Source organism: Dactylosporangium sp. CA-139066, from assembly GCF_050936175.1.
In the GTDB taxonomy this organism is placed as follows: Bacteria; Actinomycetota; Actinomycetes; order Mycobacteriales; family Micromonosporaceae; genus Dactylosporangium.
In genome coordinates, this window is record NZ_JBNJNH010000001.1 from 6036099 (window position 1) to 6052116 (window position 16018).

Below are 16018 nucleotides of genomic sequence, written 5' to 3' on the forward strand. Positions count from 1 at the left end.
CCGGTATGGAGATGATGCAGCGCTCCAGGCGGCTGCTGTCAGCCGAGCGCGTCGGTGATGGGCGTGTCCGCGGGCATGGTCACGACCAGCTTCCGGTCGGCGAACTCCTTGAAGCCGATGGAGGACAGCTCCCGTCCGTACCCCGACAGCTTGACGCCGCCGAAGGGAAGGTTCGGCTCGGACGACGTCGGGTGGTTGATCCACACCATCCCGCTCTCGACCCGGCGTGCGACCGACCGGGCCCGCGCCAGGTCGCTGCCGAACACGGCACCGCCGAGGCCGTAGGGCGAGTCGTTGGCGAGCGCGACCGCCTCGTCGTCGCTGTCCACCTGATGAACGACGGCGACCGGACCGAACAGTTCCTCATGGTAGGCGCGCATCTTCGGGGTCACGCCGACGAGGACCGTGGGTTGCACGAATGCGCCGGGGCGATCGATCCGCCCGCCGCCGACGACCGCGGTGGCGCCCTTGTCGAGGGCATCACGGACCTGGTCCAACAGCTTCTCGGCGGCGCGCTCCGAGGACAGCGGCGCCAGCGTGGTGGCCTCGTCGGCGGGATCACCGGGCTGCAGCGCGCGCATACGCTGGGCAAGCGCGGTCACGAACCGGTCGAACGCGCCGGACGTCACGATCATCCGCTTCGCGCTCACGCAGCTCTGCCCCATGTTGTGCATGCGCCCCGCCATGGCCGCCTCGACGGTGTGCTCGAAGTTGTCGCCGTCGAGGACGATGAACGGATCGCTGCCGCCCAGTTCCAGGACGCTCTTCTTCATGCTGCGCCCGGCGGCGGCCCCGACGCTGGCGCCGCCGCGCTCGCTGCCGGTCAGCGACGCGCCGCGCACGACGTCGAGTTCCACGACGCGATCGACCTCGGAGCCGGTGATCAGCAGGTTGGTGTACACCCCCTGCGGTATCCCAGCGTCGGTGAACAGCCGTTCCATGGCGAGCGCCGACTGCGGGGTGTTGCTCGCGTGCTTGAGCAGGATCGTGTTGCCCAGCACCAGATTCGGTCCGGCGAACCGCACCACCTGGTACACCGGAAAGTTCCACGGCTGGGCGCCCACGATCACACCCAGGGGATCGTTGACGATGGCGGCCGACCCACCGTCGAGTTCCAACGGCTCGTCGGCGACGAGCCCGGGCCCCTCGTCGGCGCAGTACTGCAGGATCCTCGCGGACAGGTCCATCTCGGCGCGGCTGTGCCCGATGAGCTTGCCCATCTCCAGCGTCACCAGCTGGGCCAGTTCCTCGCCGCGCTCGCGGAGCAGCCGGGCGGCCCGGCCGACCAGCGCGGCCCGTTCGTCGACGCCGACCCGGCGCCAGGACTGGAATGCGTGCTGCGCGTTCTGCGCTGCGTTGTCGACGGCCTCCCGGCTCATCGGCGGGAACTCACGGACGAGCTGGTTGTTGTAGGGGTTGACGGTGGCGATCGGGCTGTGCCGGACAGCGGAGGACGTAGACATGGGGTACTCCCTCACGCAACGATTTGGGGGAAACTCCGACTGCTACCCCGCGAGCACCGCCTGAACCAACCGGGTTTGCTCACCCGGAGCCGAGGTAGTGCGCTGCGATGAAGACGTTGAGCATGCGGATGGTGGAACTGCCGGCCGGCGAACAGATTCCCGTGCTGGGACAGGGAACGTGGGGCCTCGGCGAGGACCCGATGCGCCGCGAGGAGGAGCTCACCGCGCTGCGGCTGGGCCTCGACCTGGAGATGACCCTCATCGACACCGCCGAGATGTACGGCGACGGCGCCGCCGAACGCCTCGTCGGTGACGCGGTCTTCGGCCGCCGCGACGAGGTGTTCCTGGTGACGAAGGTCCTGCCGGAGCACGCCGACCGGGCGGGCACGATCGAGGCCTGCGACCGCAGCCTGCACCGGCTGCGGACCGATCACATCGACCTGTACCTGCTGCATTGGCCCGGCCCGGCGCCCGTCGACGAGACCGTCGAGGCGTTCACGCTGCTGCAGCAGCAGGGCAAGATCCGGTTCTGGGGGCTCAGCAACTTCGACACCACCGACCTGCGAGCAGCCACCGCGGTCCCCGACGGCCACGCCGTGCAGACGGACCAGGTGTTGTACAACCTGGCCCGTCGCGGCATCGAGTGGGACCTGCTGCCGGCGTGCCAGCGGTTCGGGCTGACGGTCATGGCCTACTCGCCGTTCGACCACCGGGGAACCGTCCTGCGCCATCCGACGGTCATCGCCGTCGCCGAGCGGCACGGTGTCACCCCGGGACAGGTGGCGCTGGCCTGGGTGATCCGCCAGGACGGAACCACCACGATCCCGAAGGCCGCCCACCCGGAGCACACCGCAGAGAACCGTGCCGCGCTGGATGTGCGACTCACCGCCCAGGACTTCGCCGACCTCGACCGTGCGTTCCCGCCGCCGGACGGCCCCACTCCGCTCGAGATGCTCTGACCTCGATCACCTCACCGCCGGCGTGGACACATGTTGTGCATGACCGCCACGGCTGGGGGTAGAAGCCGCGCATGAGCGGCGAGATCGTCGTCTGCTCGCACTGCGGGCGGCGCAACCGCGTCCCCGGTGCGTCCCCGGGCGTCCCGCGGTGCGGCAACTGCCATCAGCCCCTGCCGTGGATCGCCGACGCGACCGACACCACGTTCGCCGCGGTGGCGGAGCAGTCGGCCCTCCCGGTGGTGGTCGACCTGTGGGCGACCTGGTGCGGGCCGTGCCGCATGGTGACGCCCGCCCTGGAGCAGGTCGCCCGGGAGCTCGCCGGCAAGGTGAAGCTCGTCAAGGTCGACGTGGATGCCGCTCCGGCGCTGTCCCGCCGCTTCGACGTGAAGGCAGTGCCGACGCTGCTGATCATGCACGACGGGAAGGTCCTCGCGCGCAAGTCGGGCGCCGCGCCCGCGGCTGCGTTGCGGCAGTGGGCCGACACGACCCTTGCGGGCATCCGCTGATCACTCGGGTAGCCAGGTGCCCCGTCCGCGGTGCAGGTCGGTCGCCCTGCGGACGCTCGTTGCTGCACGTCGAGATGAGCAGGAGGACGAGACGCCATGACAACGCCACTGCAGACCGCGAGTGCCCGGCTCGTCGTACCGGTCACCGAACGCGATCACACGCTCGGACCCGTCGACGCGCCGGTCACGCTCGTCGAGTACGGCGACTACCAGTGCCCGTACTGCGGGAGGGCGTACCCGATCGTCGGTGAGCTGCTGCACCGGCGACAGGGCGCGATCCTGTTCGCGTATCGGCACTTCCCACTGACGAACGTCCACCCGGTCGCGGAGATGGCGGCGGAAGCCGCCGAGGCCGCCGGCAGCAAGGGACGCTTCTGGCAGATGCACGACTGGCTCTTCGAACACCAGGATGAGCTCGACGCGATGACCATCCTCGCGGGCGCCGAGGCCGTGGGGCTCGACGCCGAAGCGATCGCCGGGGCGATCCGCAGCCACCACTACCTCGACAAGGTCCGTTTTGACTTCGTCAGCGGGGTTCACAGCGGGGTCAACGGCACGCCGACCTTCTTCATCAACGGCGACCGGCACGACGGCGGCTACTCACTGCCGGAGCTGGAATTCGCCGTCGACGAGGCCGCCGCGGACGCCGAACGCTGACGCCGGCTGCACACACGCCGCCCGGCCTGCGGTGCGGGCCGGGCGGCGTGAGGCAGGCGTTCAGGGGGCGGGTGGCAACCCGTACGTGTACGTGTGCGTAGTCAGTCAGCGGCGCGGCTTCGTCACCTGAGGAAGAATCCGCTCGTACTCGGCGGGCAGTTGGGCGATCGTGTCGCGGAACTCCTTCTCGCCGACCACCTCGTAGAGGACCGCAAACACGGCGCGGGCGTGGGAGGCCGCCTCCTCCTCCGTGACGCCCGGTCCCTCGTGCGTGGCGATCTCGTCGAGGAAGTGCTGAAGCTCCATGCGCCGGGCGCGGCCACGGCTGCGCTCGACCCCCCGGTCGAGCGGGCCGCGCAGCTCCGGCGGGATGAACGGCCTGAGGTCCTCGACCTCGCCAGCCGTGATCCGCAGCGCGAGGGCCTCGAGGACGGCGTCGGTCGCGCGGGCGGCCCGGCCGGGGTCGAGGTGGGCCCGTTCGGCGACCCGCCCGACGAACTCGTCCGCAGAGAGGGGACCGATGAACTCCGGCGGCTGCGAGGGTGCGCCGGTGGCCGCCACTGTACCGCCCGGAGCCCTGCCGACGTCGACGCCGGTGCCGGTCCGTGCGGCCTCGACGAGCGAAATGTAGTCCAGCGGCAGCTGCGCGACGGTGTCACGGAACTCCTTCTCGCCGACGGCCTCGTGCAGGACGGCGAAAACGGCGCGGGCGTGCTGGGCCGCCTGCTCGCGCGTGACGCCTTCGCCCTCCCGCCGTGCGATCTCGTCGAGGAACTGTTCGACGGACAACGGCAGCGCACGCCCGCCGCTGCGCTGCTCGCCGAGGTTCAGCGGGTCGTGCAGCTCCCGCGGGACGAACGGCTTGAGGTCCTCGATCTGGCCGTCGGTGACCCGCATCGCGAGCACCTCGAGCACGGCCTCGGTGGCCTTTCTCGCCAGATCCTGGGTGAGGCCGGCGCGCTCGGCGACCCGCCCGACGAACTCGTCGACGCCGAGCCCGCCGACGAACGGCGGCGACGGCCTGGTCCTCAGTCGTACCGCGGTGGCCTCGGCCGATTCGAGCAGTGGCAGGAAGTCCTTCGGCAGCTCGGAGCGCATGTCGGCGTACTCCTTCGAGCCGACGGAGACGTACACCGCAGTCAGCACCGCTCGTGCGACCCGTTCAGCGGTCGCGTGGTCGCTGTGCAGCTCCCGCTCGATGCGCTGCAGCAGCGCGTCCGCGTGGAAGGTCGCGCGCGGGCCCCCGTGCTCCATGCAGGGCCGCAGCGGCTCGGGCAGCCGGCGGGCGAGATCCTCGGCCTCACCCTTCGAGATGCGCTGCGCCAGCAGGTTCAGGGTGGAGCAGCTGATGTTTTCGGCCTGCTCCGGTTCGATCCCTGCCTCCTGCCGGACAATTTCGAGGAAACTGTCGTAGTTCATGCTCCGCCCCCTTGGGATCGGTGGCAATTCGTCTCAACCTGTCGCGGCTCGCTGCCGTCGCGTTCACCATCCCGGGGCGAACGCCCCGTCCTGTTCGCAACCGCCGCGGTGGTGTTACGGCCCGGGCGGGCGCAGGTACTCGGCAACGTTCTGGTGCTTGCGGTCGCGGGCCTTCGCCCCCTTCTCCGCGGGCGTCTCCTCGGCGATCGGGGTCTTCACGGAGCGCCCGACCTCTTCCTTGTTGCGGTACACGACCGGTGGCATCCCGCGAATCGCCTTGAGGACGTCGGGTGGTGCACCCTCCCGCTCCGCCTCCTGCAGCAACGCCTCCCTGTCCGCCGGGTAGTCGACCGCGTTCAGGTACTGCAGTACCTCCTGCGTCGTAGTCATGTCTGGTGCGCTACCCAGGAAGGGCCGCTGAACCCCTCCCGCTCGTGGTGTGCGTGCGGGGTGCGTGGTCCGCGCAATTCCGTGCCGGTGCCGGCGCAGATGCTTGCCCCGCCGACAGGCAGGGTAGGTGGCGCGTATGACTGCCGACCTGGTTCAGCTGCAGCAGTACCGCGGCGGCATGGACCACCCGGCGGACGACAACCACCCTGGAGACGAAGGAAGGACCGCCAAGCGATGAAGACCCTAGGCTCGATCGTGCCGAGCCCGCCCGGGTGGTATGCCCGATGGCGGTTCGGCCCGACCCACACAGTCTCGTACCCGATCACGGTGTGGGCCCTGGCACGGGACAACACAAGCGACCGAACTTCGGTCGTCGGCGTCGACACCAACGGGTTGTGGCCCGGGGGCGCGGACGAGCGCCCGGGCGGCGAGTTCGTCCGGTACATCTACCAGCCCGTCGAGGCGGCCCTGCCGGACGACGTGTTCAACCCGGTACAGAGCCCCTCGGAGCCGGCAACCCAGCCCACCGGCTCGGGCGCCCGCTGAGCTGGGGCGGGCGCGCAACCCGTACAGACTGCGGATGCGCTGACCGGCACGTTGCCCGTGGTCGCCGTCCGGTCGGATGAGGCGGCGATCAGGGGTACGCCTCGTCGTTGCGGATGACGTGGAAGACCGCATTGATGAGGGCCAGGTGGGTGAGCGCCTGCGGGAAGTTGCCGAGGTGCCGGCCGCTGTCGGGTTGGATCTGCTCGGCGTACAGCCCGAGCGGCCCGGCGAAGGACAGCAGCTTGCCGCACAGCCGTCGGCCGCGTTCCACCTCGCCGATCTCCACCAACGCGGACACCAGCCAGAACGAGCACACCGCGAACGTGCCCTCCTCGCCCGTGAAGCCGTCGTCGGTGGTTTCGGTGCGGTACCGCAGCACGAGGTCGTCGACGGTCAGCTCGGCGGCGATGGCCAGCACGGTGGCCCGGACCCGCGGATCGTCCGGCGGCAGGAAACGGACCAGCGGCACCAGCAGCAGCGAGGCGTCGAGCATGCCGGTGTCGTAATCCTGCTTGAAGACGCCGTGCTCATCGACGCCGTTGGCCAGGACGTCGGCGTGGACATCGTCCGCGTACTGCTGCCACTGCTCGGCGCGGCCCCACTCCTCGCGCAGCCGGGCCAGGCGAGCGCCCCGGTCCAGTGCCACCCAGCACATCACCTTCGACGACGTGAAATGCCGTGGCTCGCCGCGGACCTCCCAGATGCCGCGGTCCGGTTCGCGCCAGTGCTTCGCAGCGCTCTCCACCTGGTGCACCAGCACCTGCCACAGCCGGTCGTCGAGCCAGTCGCGGGCCTTGGTGTACAGGTACACCGAGTCCACCATCGTGCCCCACACGTCGTGCTGGTGGTGCTGGAATGCGTCGTTGCCGACCCGTACCGGGCGCGCGCCTTCGTAGCCGTGCAGATGGTCCAGGGGGTGCTCGGTGAGGTCGTGCTCGCCGCCGACGCCGTACATGACCTGCAGGTCGATGTACCGGCTGGCGATCTCGGTGATGAACCGGCGGTAGTCGTCGGCCTCCCAGGTGAGGCCAAGCGTGTTCAGCGCCCAGAGCGTGAACGAGGAGTCGCGGATCCAGCTGTACCGGTAGTCGAAGTTGCGCTCGCCGCTGGGGGTCTCCGGCAGGGAGGTGGTGGCCGCGGCAGCGAGTGCGCCGGTCGGGGCGTAGCTCAGCCCCTTCAGGGTCAGCGCGCTGCGCTCCAGGTGCGCCCGGAAGGGGTGGTCCGGGAAATCACCCCGGGCCAGCCAGCGCTGCCAGTGGTGGGCGGTCCAGATCAGCCGCCCCTGTGCGTTGTCCCAGTCGCGCGGCGGCTCGCGCGAGGTCCACGACAGCGCGCAGAACCGCCGGTCGCCGTCCTTCATCAGAGTCCGGCCGACCGCGCGGGTCGCCTCGAAGCCGATCCGCAGGTCGGTGGTGAGCCGCAGCTGGATGTCGCTGCCGTCCGCGTGGCAGAGGCCCTCGTGGTAGTCCGGGCCCGGGTACTCCCAGCGCCCCGGCTGCCGGCCGTAGCAGAAGATCGGCTCACAGTCCAAGTTGAGTTGCACCTCACCGCTGACGCAGCGGATCGTGCGCAGCAGCACGTGCTCGGCGTCGTAGTCGGTCGGCGCGCGGCGGTGCGTCCGGGATCGCTCGGTGTCGTGGTGCCAGGGGCCCATGAGCAGGACGTCGCAGACGATGAGCCAGCCGGTCGGCGTGCCCCAGCTGGTCTCCAGCACCATGGTGCCCGGCAGGTACCGGCGGGCGGCCGGCACCATGGTGTCCGCGGGCCCCACACGGAATCCGCCGGCATCCCGGTCGAGGATCGCGCCGAAGACGCTGGGCGAGTCGAGCCGCGGCAGGCACAGCCACTCCACGTTCCCGCTGGGCGCGACGAGTGCGGTCGTCTCGCAGTCGGATAGGAACCCGTACGACTCGATCGACGGGAACGACGACGCTCGCATCACCCAACCGTTGCCCGGCCCAGGCCGATCCGTACCCTCTCGCCGGGGTGAGGCGGGCACCGGGCATGATCACCGCGTGCGTGGGTAGGCCGCAACGTGGCGCTGAAGCGCTGAAGCGCTGAAGCGATGCGCAGAAGCGAACAGGAGGGCCCAGGAAATGTCGTCGCTCCCCGAGTACGAACGGAAGGCGCCGCGGCCAGAGCTCTCGGTGAACCCGCTGTTCACCAGGGAGCCGGTCCGGATCCCCCGGGACCGGCTGCCACACACCGAGCTCGACCCGCAGGTCGCCTACCAGGTGGTCCACGACGAGCTGCTGCTCGACGGCAACCCGCGGCTCAACCTCGCCACATTCGTCACCACCTGGATGGAGCCTGAGGCCACTCGGCTGGCGACCGAAAGCCTCACCAAGAACATGATCGACCGAGACGAGTACCCGCGCACCGCCGACATCGAGATCCGTTGCGTGCGGATGCTGGCCGCGCTCTGGCACGCCCCCGACGCGGGGCGGGCGCCAGGCTGCTCGACGTCCGGTTCGAGTGAGGCGTGCATGCTCGGTGGGCTGGCCCTCAAGCGCCGCTGGCAGCACGCGCGCCAGGCCGCGGGACTGCCGACGCAGCGGCCGAACATCGTCATGGGGATCAACACCCAGGTCTGCTGGCAGAAGTTCGCCAACTACTGGGATGTGGAAGCTCGGCTGGTACCGATGGAGGGGGATCGGTTCCATCTGTCGGGGCCCGCGGCCGTGGAGCGCTGCGACGAGAACACGATCGGCGTGGTGGCCATCCTGGGTTCCACGTTCGACGGCAGCTACGAGCCGGTCGCGGAAATCTGCGCCGCCTTGGACGAGTTGCAGGGACGCACCGGATGGGACATCCCGGTGCATGTCGACGCGGCGTCCGGCGGGATGATCGCGCCGTTCTGCGACCCGGACCTAAACTGGGATTTCCGGCTGCCCAGGGTCGCCTCGATCAACGTGTCCGGGCACAAGTACGGTCTCGTCTGCCCGGGCCTCGGCTGGGTGGTCTGGCGCGCCGCCGCCGCGCTGCCGGAGGACCTGGTGTTCCGGGTCAACTACCTGGGCGGCGAGATGCCGACGTTCGCGCTCACGTTCTCCCGTCCCGGCTCGCAGGTCGTCGCGCAGTACTACAACTTCCTGCGCCTCGGCTTCGAGGGGTACCGCAGGGTGCAGCTCCACAGCCGGGACGTCGCGGCCGCCTTGGCGGACCAGATTGCCGGGCTGGGGCCGTTCCGGGTGCTCACCAGGGGTGACGAGCTGCCGGTGCTGGCGGTCACGCTGCGCGAGGACATCACCGCGTACAGCGTGTTCGACGTCTCGTTGAAGCTGCGTGAGAGCGGCTGGGTCGTACCGGCGTACACGTTCCCCGAGCACCGCACCGACCTGGCGGTGCTGCGTATCGTGGTGCGCAACGGGTTCAGCCACGATCTGGCCGACCTGTTGCTGAGCGACCTGCGCCGGGCGCTGAGCCGGCTCGAGCGGCAGCCCGCCCCGGTCCACGGCCCGGAGTCGGTGTCGTTCACGCACGGCGCCAGCCGTCCCACCGATCGCGCATGACCACCAGCGGCCGGACGCCCGGGCCGACATGACCACCGCCCACGCGGGTAGCCCGGCACCATGACCAGCGGAGTGCTCTTCGATCTCGACGGCACGCTCGTCGACACCTCATACCTGCACACCGTGTCGTGGTGGCAGGCGTTCCGTCAGTATGAGCGCGACGTCGAGATGGCAAAAATCCATCGAGCCATCGGGATGGGTGCCGACCGGATCATCGACCACCTGCTCGGACCCGACCACGACCGGTACGACGACGACAACATCCGCGCCGCACACACCAGCCTCTACGCCCAGTACTGGTGGCGCGTCCGCCCCACGCCCGGCGCGCGCGAACTGCTGCAGGCCGTCGACGAACGCGGCATGCGGGCCGTGATCGCCTCCTCCGCGACCCGGACCGAGCTCGACATCATGCTGATCGCCCTCGACGCACACGACTTCGTCGACACCGCCACGTCACTCGACGACGCCGGCGCGAGCAAGCCGGCACCGGACACCGTCCAGGTCGCGCTCGCCCGGACCAAACTCTCCCCGGAAGAGGTGGTGTTCGTCGGCGACTCCGTCTGGGACATCCACGCCGCCGGCGCACTCGCCATCCCCTGCATCGGCCTGACCTGCGGCGGCATCAGCGCCGCAGAGCTGCTCGAGGCGGGCGCAGTCCGCGTGTACGACCATCCGCGGGCGCTGCTCGAATCACGCGACGCTGCCCTCAGCCGCTGAGGTACGACGGCGCATGCGCGGCCCGATTGCGGGTAGCTGCCGACGACTCACAGAAAAGGAGGTACCGGGATGCCGGTGCTGGCCATCGACCGATTCGAACGCTTCTTCCGGGCGGCGGCGAGCCTGGACGTGGATAAGAACGACCTCAAACGCTACAGCGACTTTGTCGACCAGAAGGTCTACGACCTGCTCCTGATCGCACAGGCCACGGCGAAGGCGAACGGTCGCGACGTCATCGCGCCGCACGACCTGCCGGTGACGAAGGGCCTGCAGGAGCGCATCCACGAGTTCCGGAAACTCGACGAAGAGATCGAGCTGCGCCCCATCCTGGACGCGCTCACCCCAAGGCCACCGCTGGACCTCGCGCTGGGCGACGAGACCGAGCGCCGGCTGCCGGGCATCGTCGGCGGCCTGAGCGTCGCGCTCGCGCGTACCTTCAAGATCATGGACCCGGAGCTGAAGAATCCGCAGACCGCACACTGGGAGGGAGCGCTCCAGGTCTTCAACCTTCTGCTGTGATCGAAAGGCACCAGCACATGATGACGCGGCACGTCGGCAACGACGGCCGCGTCGCCTTTTGCCGCACGGTCGCGCGTCCTTGCCGTGACCGAGGAGTTTGGCGTGGGCGCCGTCGGCGATGACCTGAGTGCTGCGGCGGAGGCGACGCGGAGCGCGTGTTATCGACAGCATGTTGGTAACATGGCGACATGATGTCGATAAGATGCGATGGTGGCCGCTGATGTTCCTGGCATGGAGGGAGCTACGCTTCGCTCGGGTGCGGTTTTTGCTGGTGGCCGCAGTGATAGCACTGATCGCGGTGCTGATGGTGATGTTGTCCGGGTTGTCGGTCGGCCTGGTCCGCGACGGAGTGTCAGGTCTGCAGAACCTGCCGGTGACCTCGTTCGCGTTCGCGCACGGCGTGCAGATCGATTCGGCGTTCTCGCGCAGCGTCGTGGACATGTCGGCGGTAGATGCCTGGCAGAAGCAGCCGGGGGTCGCCGATGCCGCTCCGTTCGGCAACGTGCTGGTCAACACCCGCACAGACAAGGGCGCCGAGATCGATCTGGCGCTGTTCGGGGTTCAGCCAGGCTCGTTCGTGTCCCCGGCGGTGAGTTCGGGAGAGCGGCTCGGTCCCTCGGACGGGATCGTGGTGAGCCCGACCGCGCTGGACGCGGGTCTGCACATCGGCGATGTCGTCACGGTGGCGAGGCTGGGCACAAAGATGCGAGTGGTGGGGGTCACCCGGCAGCAAGACACGTTCGGGCATGTGGACGTCGCCTACGTCCCGCTGCCACTGTGGCAGGCGATCAAGTCCGGCACGGCCCCGGGCACGCCGTTGCCCGCGCACGCCGCGCAGGAGATCACCGCAGTTGCCGTACGCGCCCACGCCGGTACGTCGGTGGACCTGGCCGCCGGCGACGCCGCAGCGGACACCGAGAGCCTCACCCTGTCGCAGTCCTACGGCGCCTCGCCCGGCTACACGGCCGAGACGACGACCCTGCAGCTGATCCAAGGCTTCCTCTACGCGATCTCGGCTCTCGTCGCGGGCGCGTTCTTCGCCGTGTGGGCGATCCAGCGCAAGCAGGAAGTGGCAGTCCTGCGAGCACTGGGCGCTTCGACCTCATGGGTGCTGCGCGACGCGCTGATGCAGGCTTTCGTCCTGCTGACCGGTGCGGTGGTCGTCGGGGTGGGCATCGGGCTCGGCTTCGGCGTCTGGGTCGCCGGCAGCGGCGCTCCGTTCGCCCTGAGTCCGCCGAGCATCGGTGCCGCCGCGGTCGGCCTGGTCGTGCTCGGCCTGGTCGGCGCGGGCGCCGCCGTCATCCGCCTGACCTCCATCGACCCCGCGACCGCGCTGGGAGGAAACCGATGAGCAACCACGCCATTGCCTCAGCCACCGCGTCCGGTGACCGTAGCGGGACCCCTCAACCGGGGCTGGAGCTGCGGGCGGTCTTTCTGCGGCACGGCAATGCCGCCGAGACGGTGCAGGCCCTCGACGATGTCCATCTGAGCGTCCGGCCGGGCGAGCTGGCCGCGATCGTCGGGCCGTCCGGCGCGGGCAAGTCCAGCCTGCTCGCGGTCGCCGGTGGGCTGGCCCGTCCCGACCGGGGCAGCGTCACGGTGGCCGGACACGACATGACGGTCGCCAGTCGCCGGGTGCGTACCGGTCTGCGGCGGCGGCATGTGGGGTTCGTGTTCCAGTCCGGTAACCTGCTGCCCGCGTTGACCGCCGTCGACCAGCTGCGCCTGGTGCAGCGCCTCGGGCCGCGGGCCGAGCGTACCGGCCGCGACCCCTATGAACTGTTGGCCGAGGTCGGCTTGGCCGATATGGCCACTCGCCGTCCGGATCAGCTGTCCGGTGGCGAGCGGCAACGCGTGGGGATCGCCCGAGCGCTGGTGACCGAGCCGGATGTCCTGCTGGTCGATGAGCCCACCGCCGCGTTGGACCGGGCTCGCAGTCACGACATCGTGCAGTTGCTGGCGCGCGAAGCCGCCCGCCGTTCGGTCGCGGTGGTCATGGTCACCCACGACCATGACGTGCTGCAATACTGTGACACGGTCTACGAGATGATCGACGGCAGGCTCACCGCCGCCACGTGAAGACGACAGCGGGCGCGGGCACGACCAGCACCAGCGCGTCGCCGGGAGGACGGGAGCCGCAGTGCCGAAGATCCAAGCCTCGACCGTCGCCGAGCACCGGGCCGCGCAGCGCGCCGCACTGCTGGACGCCGCCCGCGCCCTGCTGTCACAACACCCCGACCAGATCCCCAGCCTCGCCGACGTCGCCCAGCACGCCGGGCTCGCCCGCTCCAGCGCCTACTCGTACTTCAAGTCCCGCACCGACATGTTCGACGCCCTGGTCACCGACACGTTTCCCCGCTGGGCGGCCTACGTCGGCAAACACATGGACGCCGCCGCAACACCCGGGCAGAAGATCCTCGCCTACGTCGAGGCCAACCTGCAGCTTGTCGCGCGCGGAGACCACGCACTGGTGCGGGCACTGTCGGGCATCGGCAGCAGCGAAGCCCTGGCCACCTCCAGCAAGCTTCTGCACGACAGCCTTCAGGTCCCGCTGCAGGCCGCGCTGGCCGAGCACGGAGCAGCTCACCCCGAGCGCATGGCGGAGCTGATCCAGTCGATCGTCTACACGCTCAGCCGCATGATCGAAAGCGGACTGGCACTGCGCGCCGCCACCGGCCTCGCCCGTGAACTACTCGCCCCCTACGTGGAGAAGATCACCAACTGACCCACCCTCTTACCGATATGATGTCGGCAGGTGGGTCGGGGTGAGCACCTTTCAAGCCGACCCGAATCCGCGCACGACGCTCAGCGCCAGCAACCCGGGAACACATCGACAAGCGCAGCCGGCCGCCGCTGATCCGCATCGCTCTCGGCGTATCGACGTGAACCGCTCATCACTTTTGATCATGACCAGTGCTTGCCGACCGCCGATGTAGCGCGGCACGGCTTGCGATCCGTGACCAGCGTCCGGGGCGCCGGACCTGGCAGGCCGACGTCGGTGGCGTGTTCGAGCATCGTTTGCCCTCACCCGGCGGGGGTAGTGTTTCGACATGACCGAGGGCGCGCCGCGGCAGCGAAGCGTTTCGCCGACGAGGGAGAGCCCGTGCGGCTGACCCTGACAGAGTCGCTGCCGCCGCAGCCGCCGTCGATCGGTGAAGCCCGCCAGATGCTTGCTGTACTGCTGAGCCTGACCAACGCCGACGAGCGCTCCTGCTACCGCCTTGCGGTCCTGCTCACCGAAGCCTGCGCGAACGTCGTGCAGCACGGCGAGCCTGGGACCGCGCTTGACCTGCACATCGCGATCGAGGCCGGCACCTGTGTGCTGGAGGTCGGCAACCGTGGCCGCGTCCCGAACGGCGGGACGTTTCCCGCCCTTCCGTTGGACCCGGAACAGACCAGCGGCCGTGGTCTGGCGTTGATCGCCGCGATGTCGGACCGGGCCGAGTTCGTCCCCACGGCCCCGGGCTGTGTGCTGCTGCGCATGACTTTGGCGCTGCCCGGGCATCCAGATGCGCGGGCGGCGGGCCGATCCGGTCCGTAGGCTGACGTCGGGGATCGATGGCTCGCGCGTGAGGGGAGGGCCGTGGGGTGGACCTGTCGTTGACGATCCGGCCGGGCCGTGGGTGTGTTGTCGTGCAGGCGGGCGGGGTTCTTGACCTCGCCACGACCCCCGACGTGCGGGAACGGCTGCAGCAGGCTGTCGATGAAGGTGCCCGTCATGTGGTGCTGGACCTTGCCGGTGTGCGGCTCATCGACTCGACCGCATTGGGCATGATCGTGTGGCTGCACAAACAGCTGGTGCAGGACGGCGGAGGGGTGTGCATCGCCGGCGCCCGGCCGATGGTGCGCACCGTGTTCGAGCTGACGTCGGTGGACCGTCTCGTCGGCATCTACGACAGCGTGGAAGCGGCCGAGGACAGCCTGGCCGCCGACGCGGCGCCCTGACCCTGGCGGCGCCGGTCAGCCAGGCCCGGGTGCGCTCGCGCGGGCCTGGTCGGCGCCCGCACTCGTGCGCCGGAGTTGCCCGTGACGGCCGTACCAGTCGATGATCAGCAGCGTGGCGTCGTCGGCGAGGGCGGGGCCGGCCACCCGCAGGACCGCGTCGGCCAGCACCCGGGTCGCCTCCCGCGGGTGCAGGTCCGCGACCGAGCGCAGCTCGCTGTCCAGGTCCAGCCGCGCCGCCCGGTTCTCCCGCATCCCGTCGGTGACGACCACCAGACGGTCTCCCGGCCGGAGCTTCACCTCGCTGGTCTGAAAGGTCGCGTCGGGCACCATGCCGAGGGGGAAGTTGCGCGGCAGCCGCACGGTCTCCACCTGACCGTCCCGGACCAGCAGCGGCGGCAGATGCCCGGCATTGATCATCGTGCACACGCCGCCGGCCAGGTCGATCCGGCCGAGCACCGCGGTGATGAACGTGCTACCAGGGGACGCGTGCGCGGCCACCGCGGCGTTCGCGAGGACCGCCTGCTCCACCAGGTCCAGCCCGCGGCGGCGGGTGTTGCGCAGGCTGCCCACACCCAGCGTCGCGGTCAGCGCGCTGGCCACGCCGTGACCCATGGCGTCGGTGACGCTGAAATGCAGCACGTCGCGGGCCAGGGAGTAGTCGAAGGTGTCCCCGCCGATGCTCGCCGCCGGCTCCATCCACCCCGACAGGGTGAACGCACCCGCCTCACAGGTGTACGCCCCGGGCAGCAGCCGCCGCTGGATCTCCGCCGACAGGTTGAACGGCATGGTCCGCTGCCCCCACTCGAACAGATCCGTGTGCCGCCGGTTCGCGATCACCACAAACCCCAACAGGTGCGCGGCCCGGCTGATCTCCTGCACGGCGCGGGCGTCCGGCTCGACCGGCAGCACCAGCTCCAGCAGACCAATCGCCTCACCCCGCTCGGTGACCGGCGCCAGCACCGTCCACCCGTCCGGACCGCCGAACACCCGCGGCATCTGCGAACGCAGCGCCTGCTCCTGGACCCCGCCGTCGAACGGCAACACGGTGGCCACCTCGTCACCACCTCGCCGGCCCCCCTCGTCCCCGGTGGCCTCGTCCAGCGGCACATACGCCAGCCGGACCAACGCCCGGCCACCCAGATCAGCGATCAGGAACGACACCGACCGCGCGTCAAGCGCGGTACCGAGCTCGCGAGTGACCGACTCCACGGCATCCACCGGCGCGGCGTCCTCGGCCGCGCCCAGCACCGCAGCCATCATCGACGTGTCACCGATGTCCATTTGCGGAGCATACGACCGGCCCGCGGACACGCAGCCGGAGTCGGCGGGCAGCAGTGGCCGCGGTCGGCGTCGTCCGGCGACCGCGGCCGGCTGTACGCGAACTC

General features: G+C 70.0%; 17 protein-coding genes. 12 read left to right on the top strand and 5 right to left on the bottom strand.

Annotated elements, in window-relative coordinates; translation table 11 throughout:
- Positions 1-38: 38 nt before the first annotated feature.
- The gene (locus tag ACQEVU_RS27715) at positions 39-1463 is read right to left on the bottom strand and encodes an NAD-dependent succinate-semialdehyde dehydrogenase (protein WP_433328488.1); all 1425 of its coding nucleotides are present in this window, start codon (positions 1461-1463) and stop codon (positions 39-41) included.
- Positions 1464-1570: 107 nt separating this feature from the next.
- Here ACQEVU_RS27715 and ACQEVU_RS27720 point away from each other — a divergent pair, with 107 nt between their 5' ends.
- From ACQEVU_RS27720 to ACQEVU_RS27730, 3 genes are all read left to right on the top strand, one after another.
- Positions 1571-2422, top strand: a complete 852-nt coding sequence (locus ACQEVU_RS27720) for an aldo/keto reductase (protein ID WP_433328490.1) — start codon at positions 1571-1573, stop codon at positions 2420-2422.
- A 71-nt stretch (positions 2423-2493) separates the two neighbouring features.
- A complete protein-coding gene (gene trxA / locus ACQEVU_RS27725) occupies positions 2494-2928 on the top strand; it encodes a thioredoxin (protein ID WP_433328492.1) in 435 nt (144 codons plus the stop codon).
- A gap of 96 nt (positions 2929-3024) precedes the next feature.
- Positions 3025-3585, top strand: a complete 561-nt coding sequence (locus ACQEVU_RS27730) for a DsbA family protein (protein ID WP_433328493.1) — start codon at positions 3025-3027, stop codon at positions 3583-3585.
- A gap of 105 nt (positions 3586-3690) precedes the next feature.
- On the opposite strand, the gene ACQEVU_RS27735 is transcribed toward ACQEVU_RS27730, so the two are convergent.
- Together ACQEVU_RS27735 and ACQEVU_RS27740 are read right to left on the bottom strand one after the other, a co-directional pair.
- The gene (locus tag ACQEVU_RS27735) at positions 3691-5004 is read right to left on the bottom strand and encodes a DUF2267 domain-containing protein (RefSeq protein WP_433328495.1); all 1314 of its coding nucleotides are present in this window, start codon (positions 5002-5004) and stop codon (positions 3691-3693) included.
- 114 nt (positions 5005-5118) lie between these two features.
- Positions 5119-5394 (bottom strand): DUF2795 domain-containing protein, encoded by a 276-nt coding sequence (locus tag ACQEVU_RS27740; protein ID WP_433328496.1) that lies wholly within the window; start codon positions 5392-5394, stop codon positions 5119-5121.
- A 234-nt stretch (positions 5395-5628) separates the two neighbouring features.
- Here ACQEVU_RS27740 and ACQEVU_RS27745 point away from each other — a divergent pair, with 234 nt between their 5' ends.
- Entirely contained in the window at positions 5629-5940 is a 312-nt protein-coding gene (locus tag ACQEVU_RS27745; protein ID WP_433328498.1) for a hypothetical protein, read from the top strand.
- A gap of 88 nt (positions 5941-6028) precedes the next feature.
- Here ACQEVU_RS27745 and ACQEVU_RS27750 read toward each other — a convergent pair whose 3' ends face one another.
- The gene (locus tag ACQEVU_RS27750; RefSeq protein WP_433328500.1) at positions 6029-7879 is read right to left on the bottom strand and encodes a glycoside hydrolase family 15 protein; all 1851 of its coding nucleotides are present in this window, start codon (positions 7877-7879) and stop codon (positions 6029-6031) included.
- Between the two features lie 157 nt (positions 7880-8036).
- On the opposite strand from ACQEVU_RS27750, the gene ACQEVU_RS27755 reads away from it, so the two are divergent.
- The 8 genes from ACQEVU_RS27755 (at position 8037) to ACQEVU_RS27790 (ending at position 14633) form a co-directional block, all read left to right on the top strand.
- Entirely contained in the window at positions 8037-9452 is a 1416-nt protein-coding gene (locus ACQEVU_RS27755) for a glutamate decarboxylase (protein WP_433328502.1), read from the top strand.
- 60 nt (positions 9453-9512) lie between these two features.
- The gene (locus ACQEVU_RS27760) at positions 9513-10169 is read left to right on the top strand and encodes an HAD family hydrolase (RefSeq protein ID WP_433328504.1); all 657 of its coding nucleotides are present in this window, start codon (positions 9513-9515) and stop codon (positions 10167-10169) included.
- Positions 10170-10238: 69 nt separating this feature from the next.
- Positions 10239-10688 (top strand): DUF1931 family protein, encoded by a 450-nt coding sequence (locus ACQEVU_RS27765; protein ID WP_433328506.1) that lies wholly within the window; start codon positions 10239-10241, stop codon positions 10686-10688.
- Positions 10689-10908: 220 nt separating this feature from the next.
- Positions 10909-12039 carry an FtsX-like permease family protein gene (locus ACQEVU_RS27770; protein WP_433328508.1) on the top strand — a complete coding sequence of 377 codons (1131 nt, stop codon included), beginning with the start codon at positions 10909-10911 and terminating at the stop codon, positions 12037-12039.
- Positions 12036-12767: an ABC transporter ATP-binding protein gene (locus ACQEVU_RS27775; protein WP_433328510.1), complete on the top strand. Its 732-nt coding sequence runs from the start codon at positions 12036-12038 to the stop codon at positions 12765-12767. Before ACQEVU_RS27770 ends, ACQEVU_RS27775 begins: the two co-directional genes overlap by 4 nt.
- A gap of 61 nt (positions 12768-12828) precedes the next feature.
- Entirely contained in the window at positions 12829-13413 is a 585-nt protein-coding gene (locus ACQEVU_RS27780; protein WP_433328512.1) for a TetR/AcrR family transcriptional regulator, read from the top strand.
- A 378-nt stretch (positions 13414-13791) separates the two neighbouring features.
- A complete protein-coding gene (locus ACQEVU_RS27785; protein ID WP_433328514.1) occupies positions 13792-14229 on the top strand; it encodes an ATP-binding protein in 438 nt (145 codons plus the stop codon).
- 47 nt (positions 14230-14276) lie between these two features.
- Positions 14277-14633, top strand: coding sequence for an STAS domain-containing protein (locus ACQEVU_RS27790; protein ID WP_433328516.1), 357 nt, complete (start codon positions 14277-14279; stop codon positions 14631-14633).
- A gap of 15 nt (positions 14634-14648) precedes the next feature.
- Here ACQEVU_RS27790 and ACQEVU_RS27795 read toward each other — a convergent pair whose 3' ends face one another.
- Positions 14649-15914 (bottom strand): PP2C family protein-serine/threonine phosphatase, encoded by a 1266-nt coding sequence (locus ACQEVU_RS27795; RefSeq protein ID WP_433328518.1) that lies wholly within the window; start codon positions 15912-15914, stop codon positions 14649-14651.
- Positions 15915-16018 lie beyond the last annotated feature (104 nt).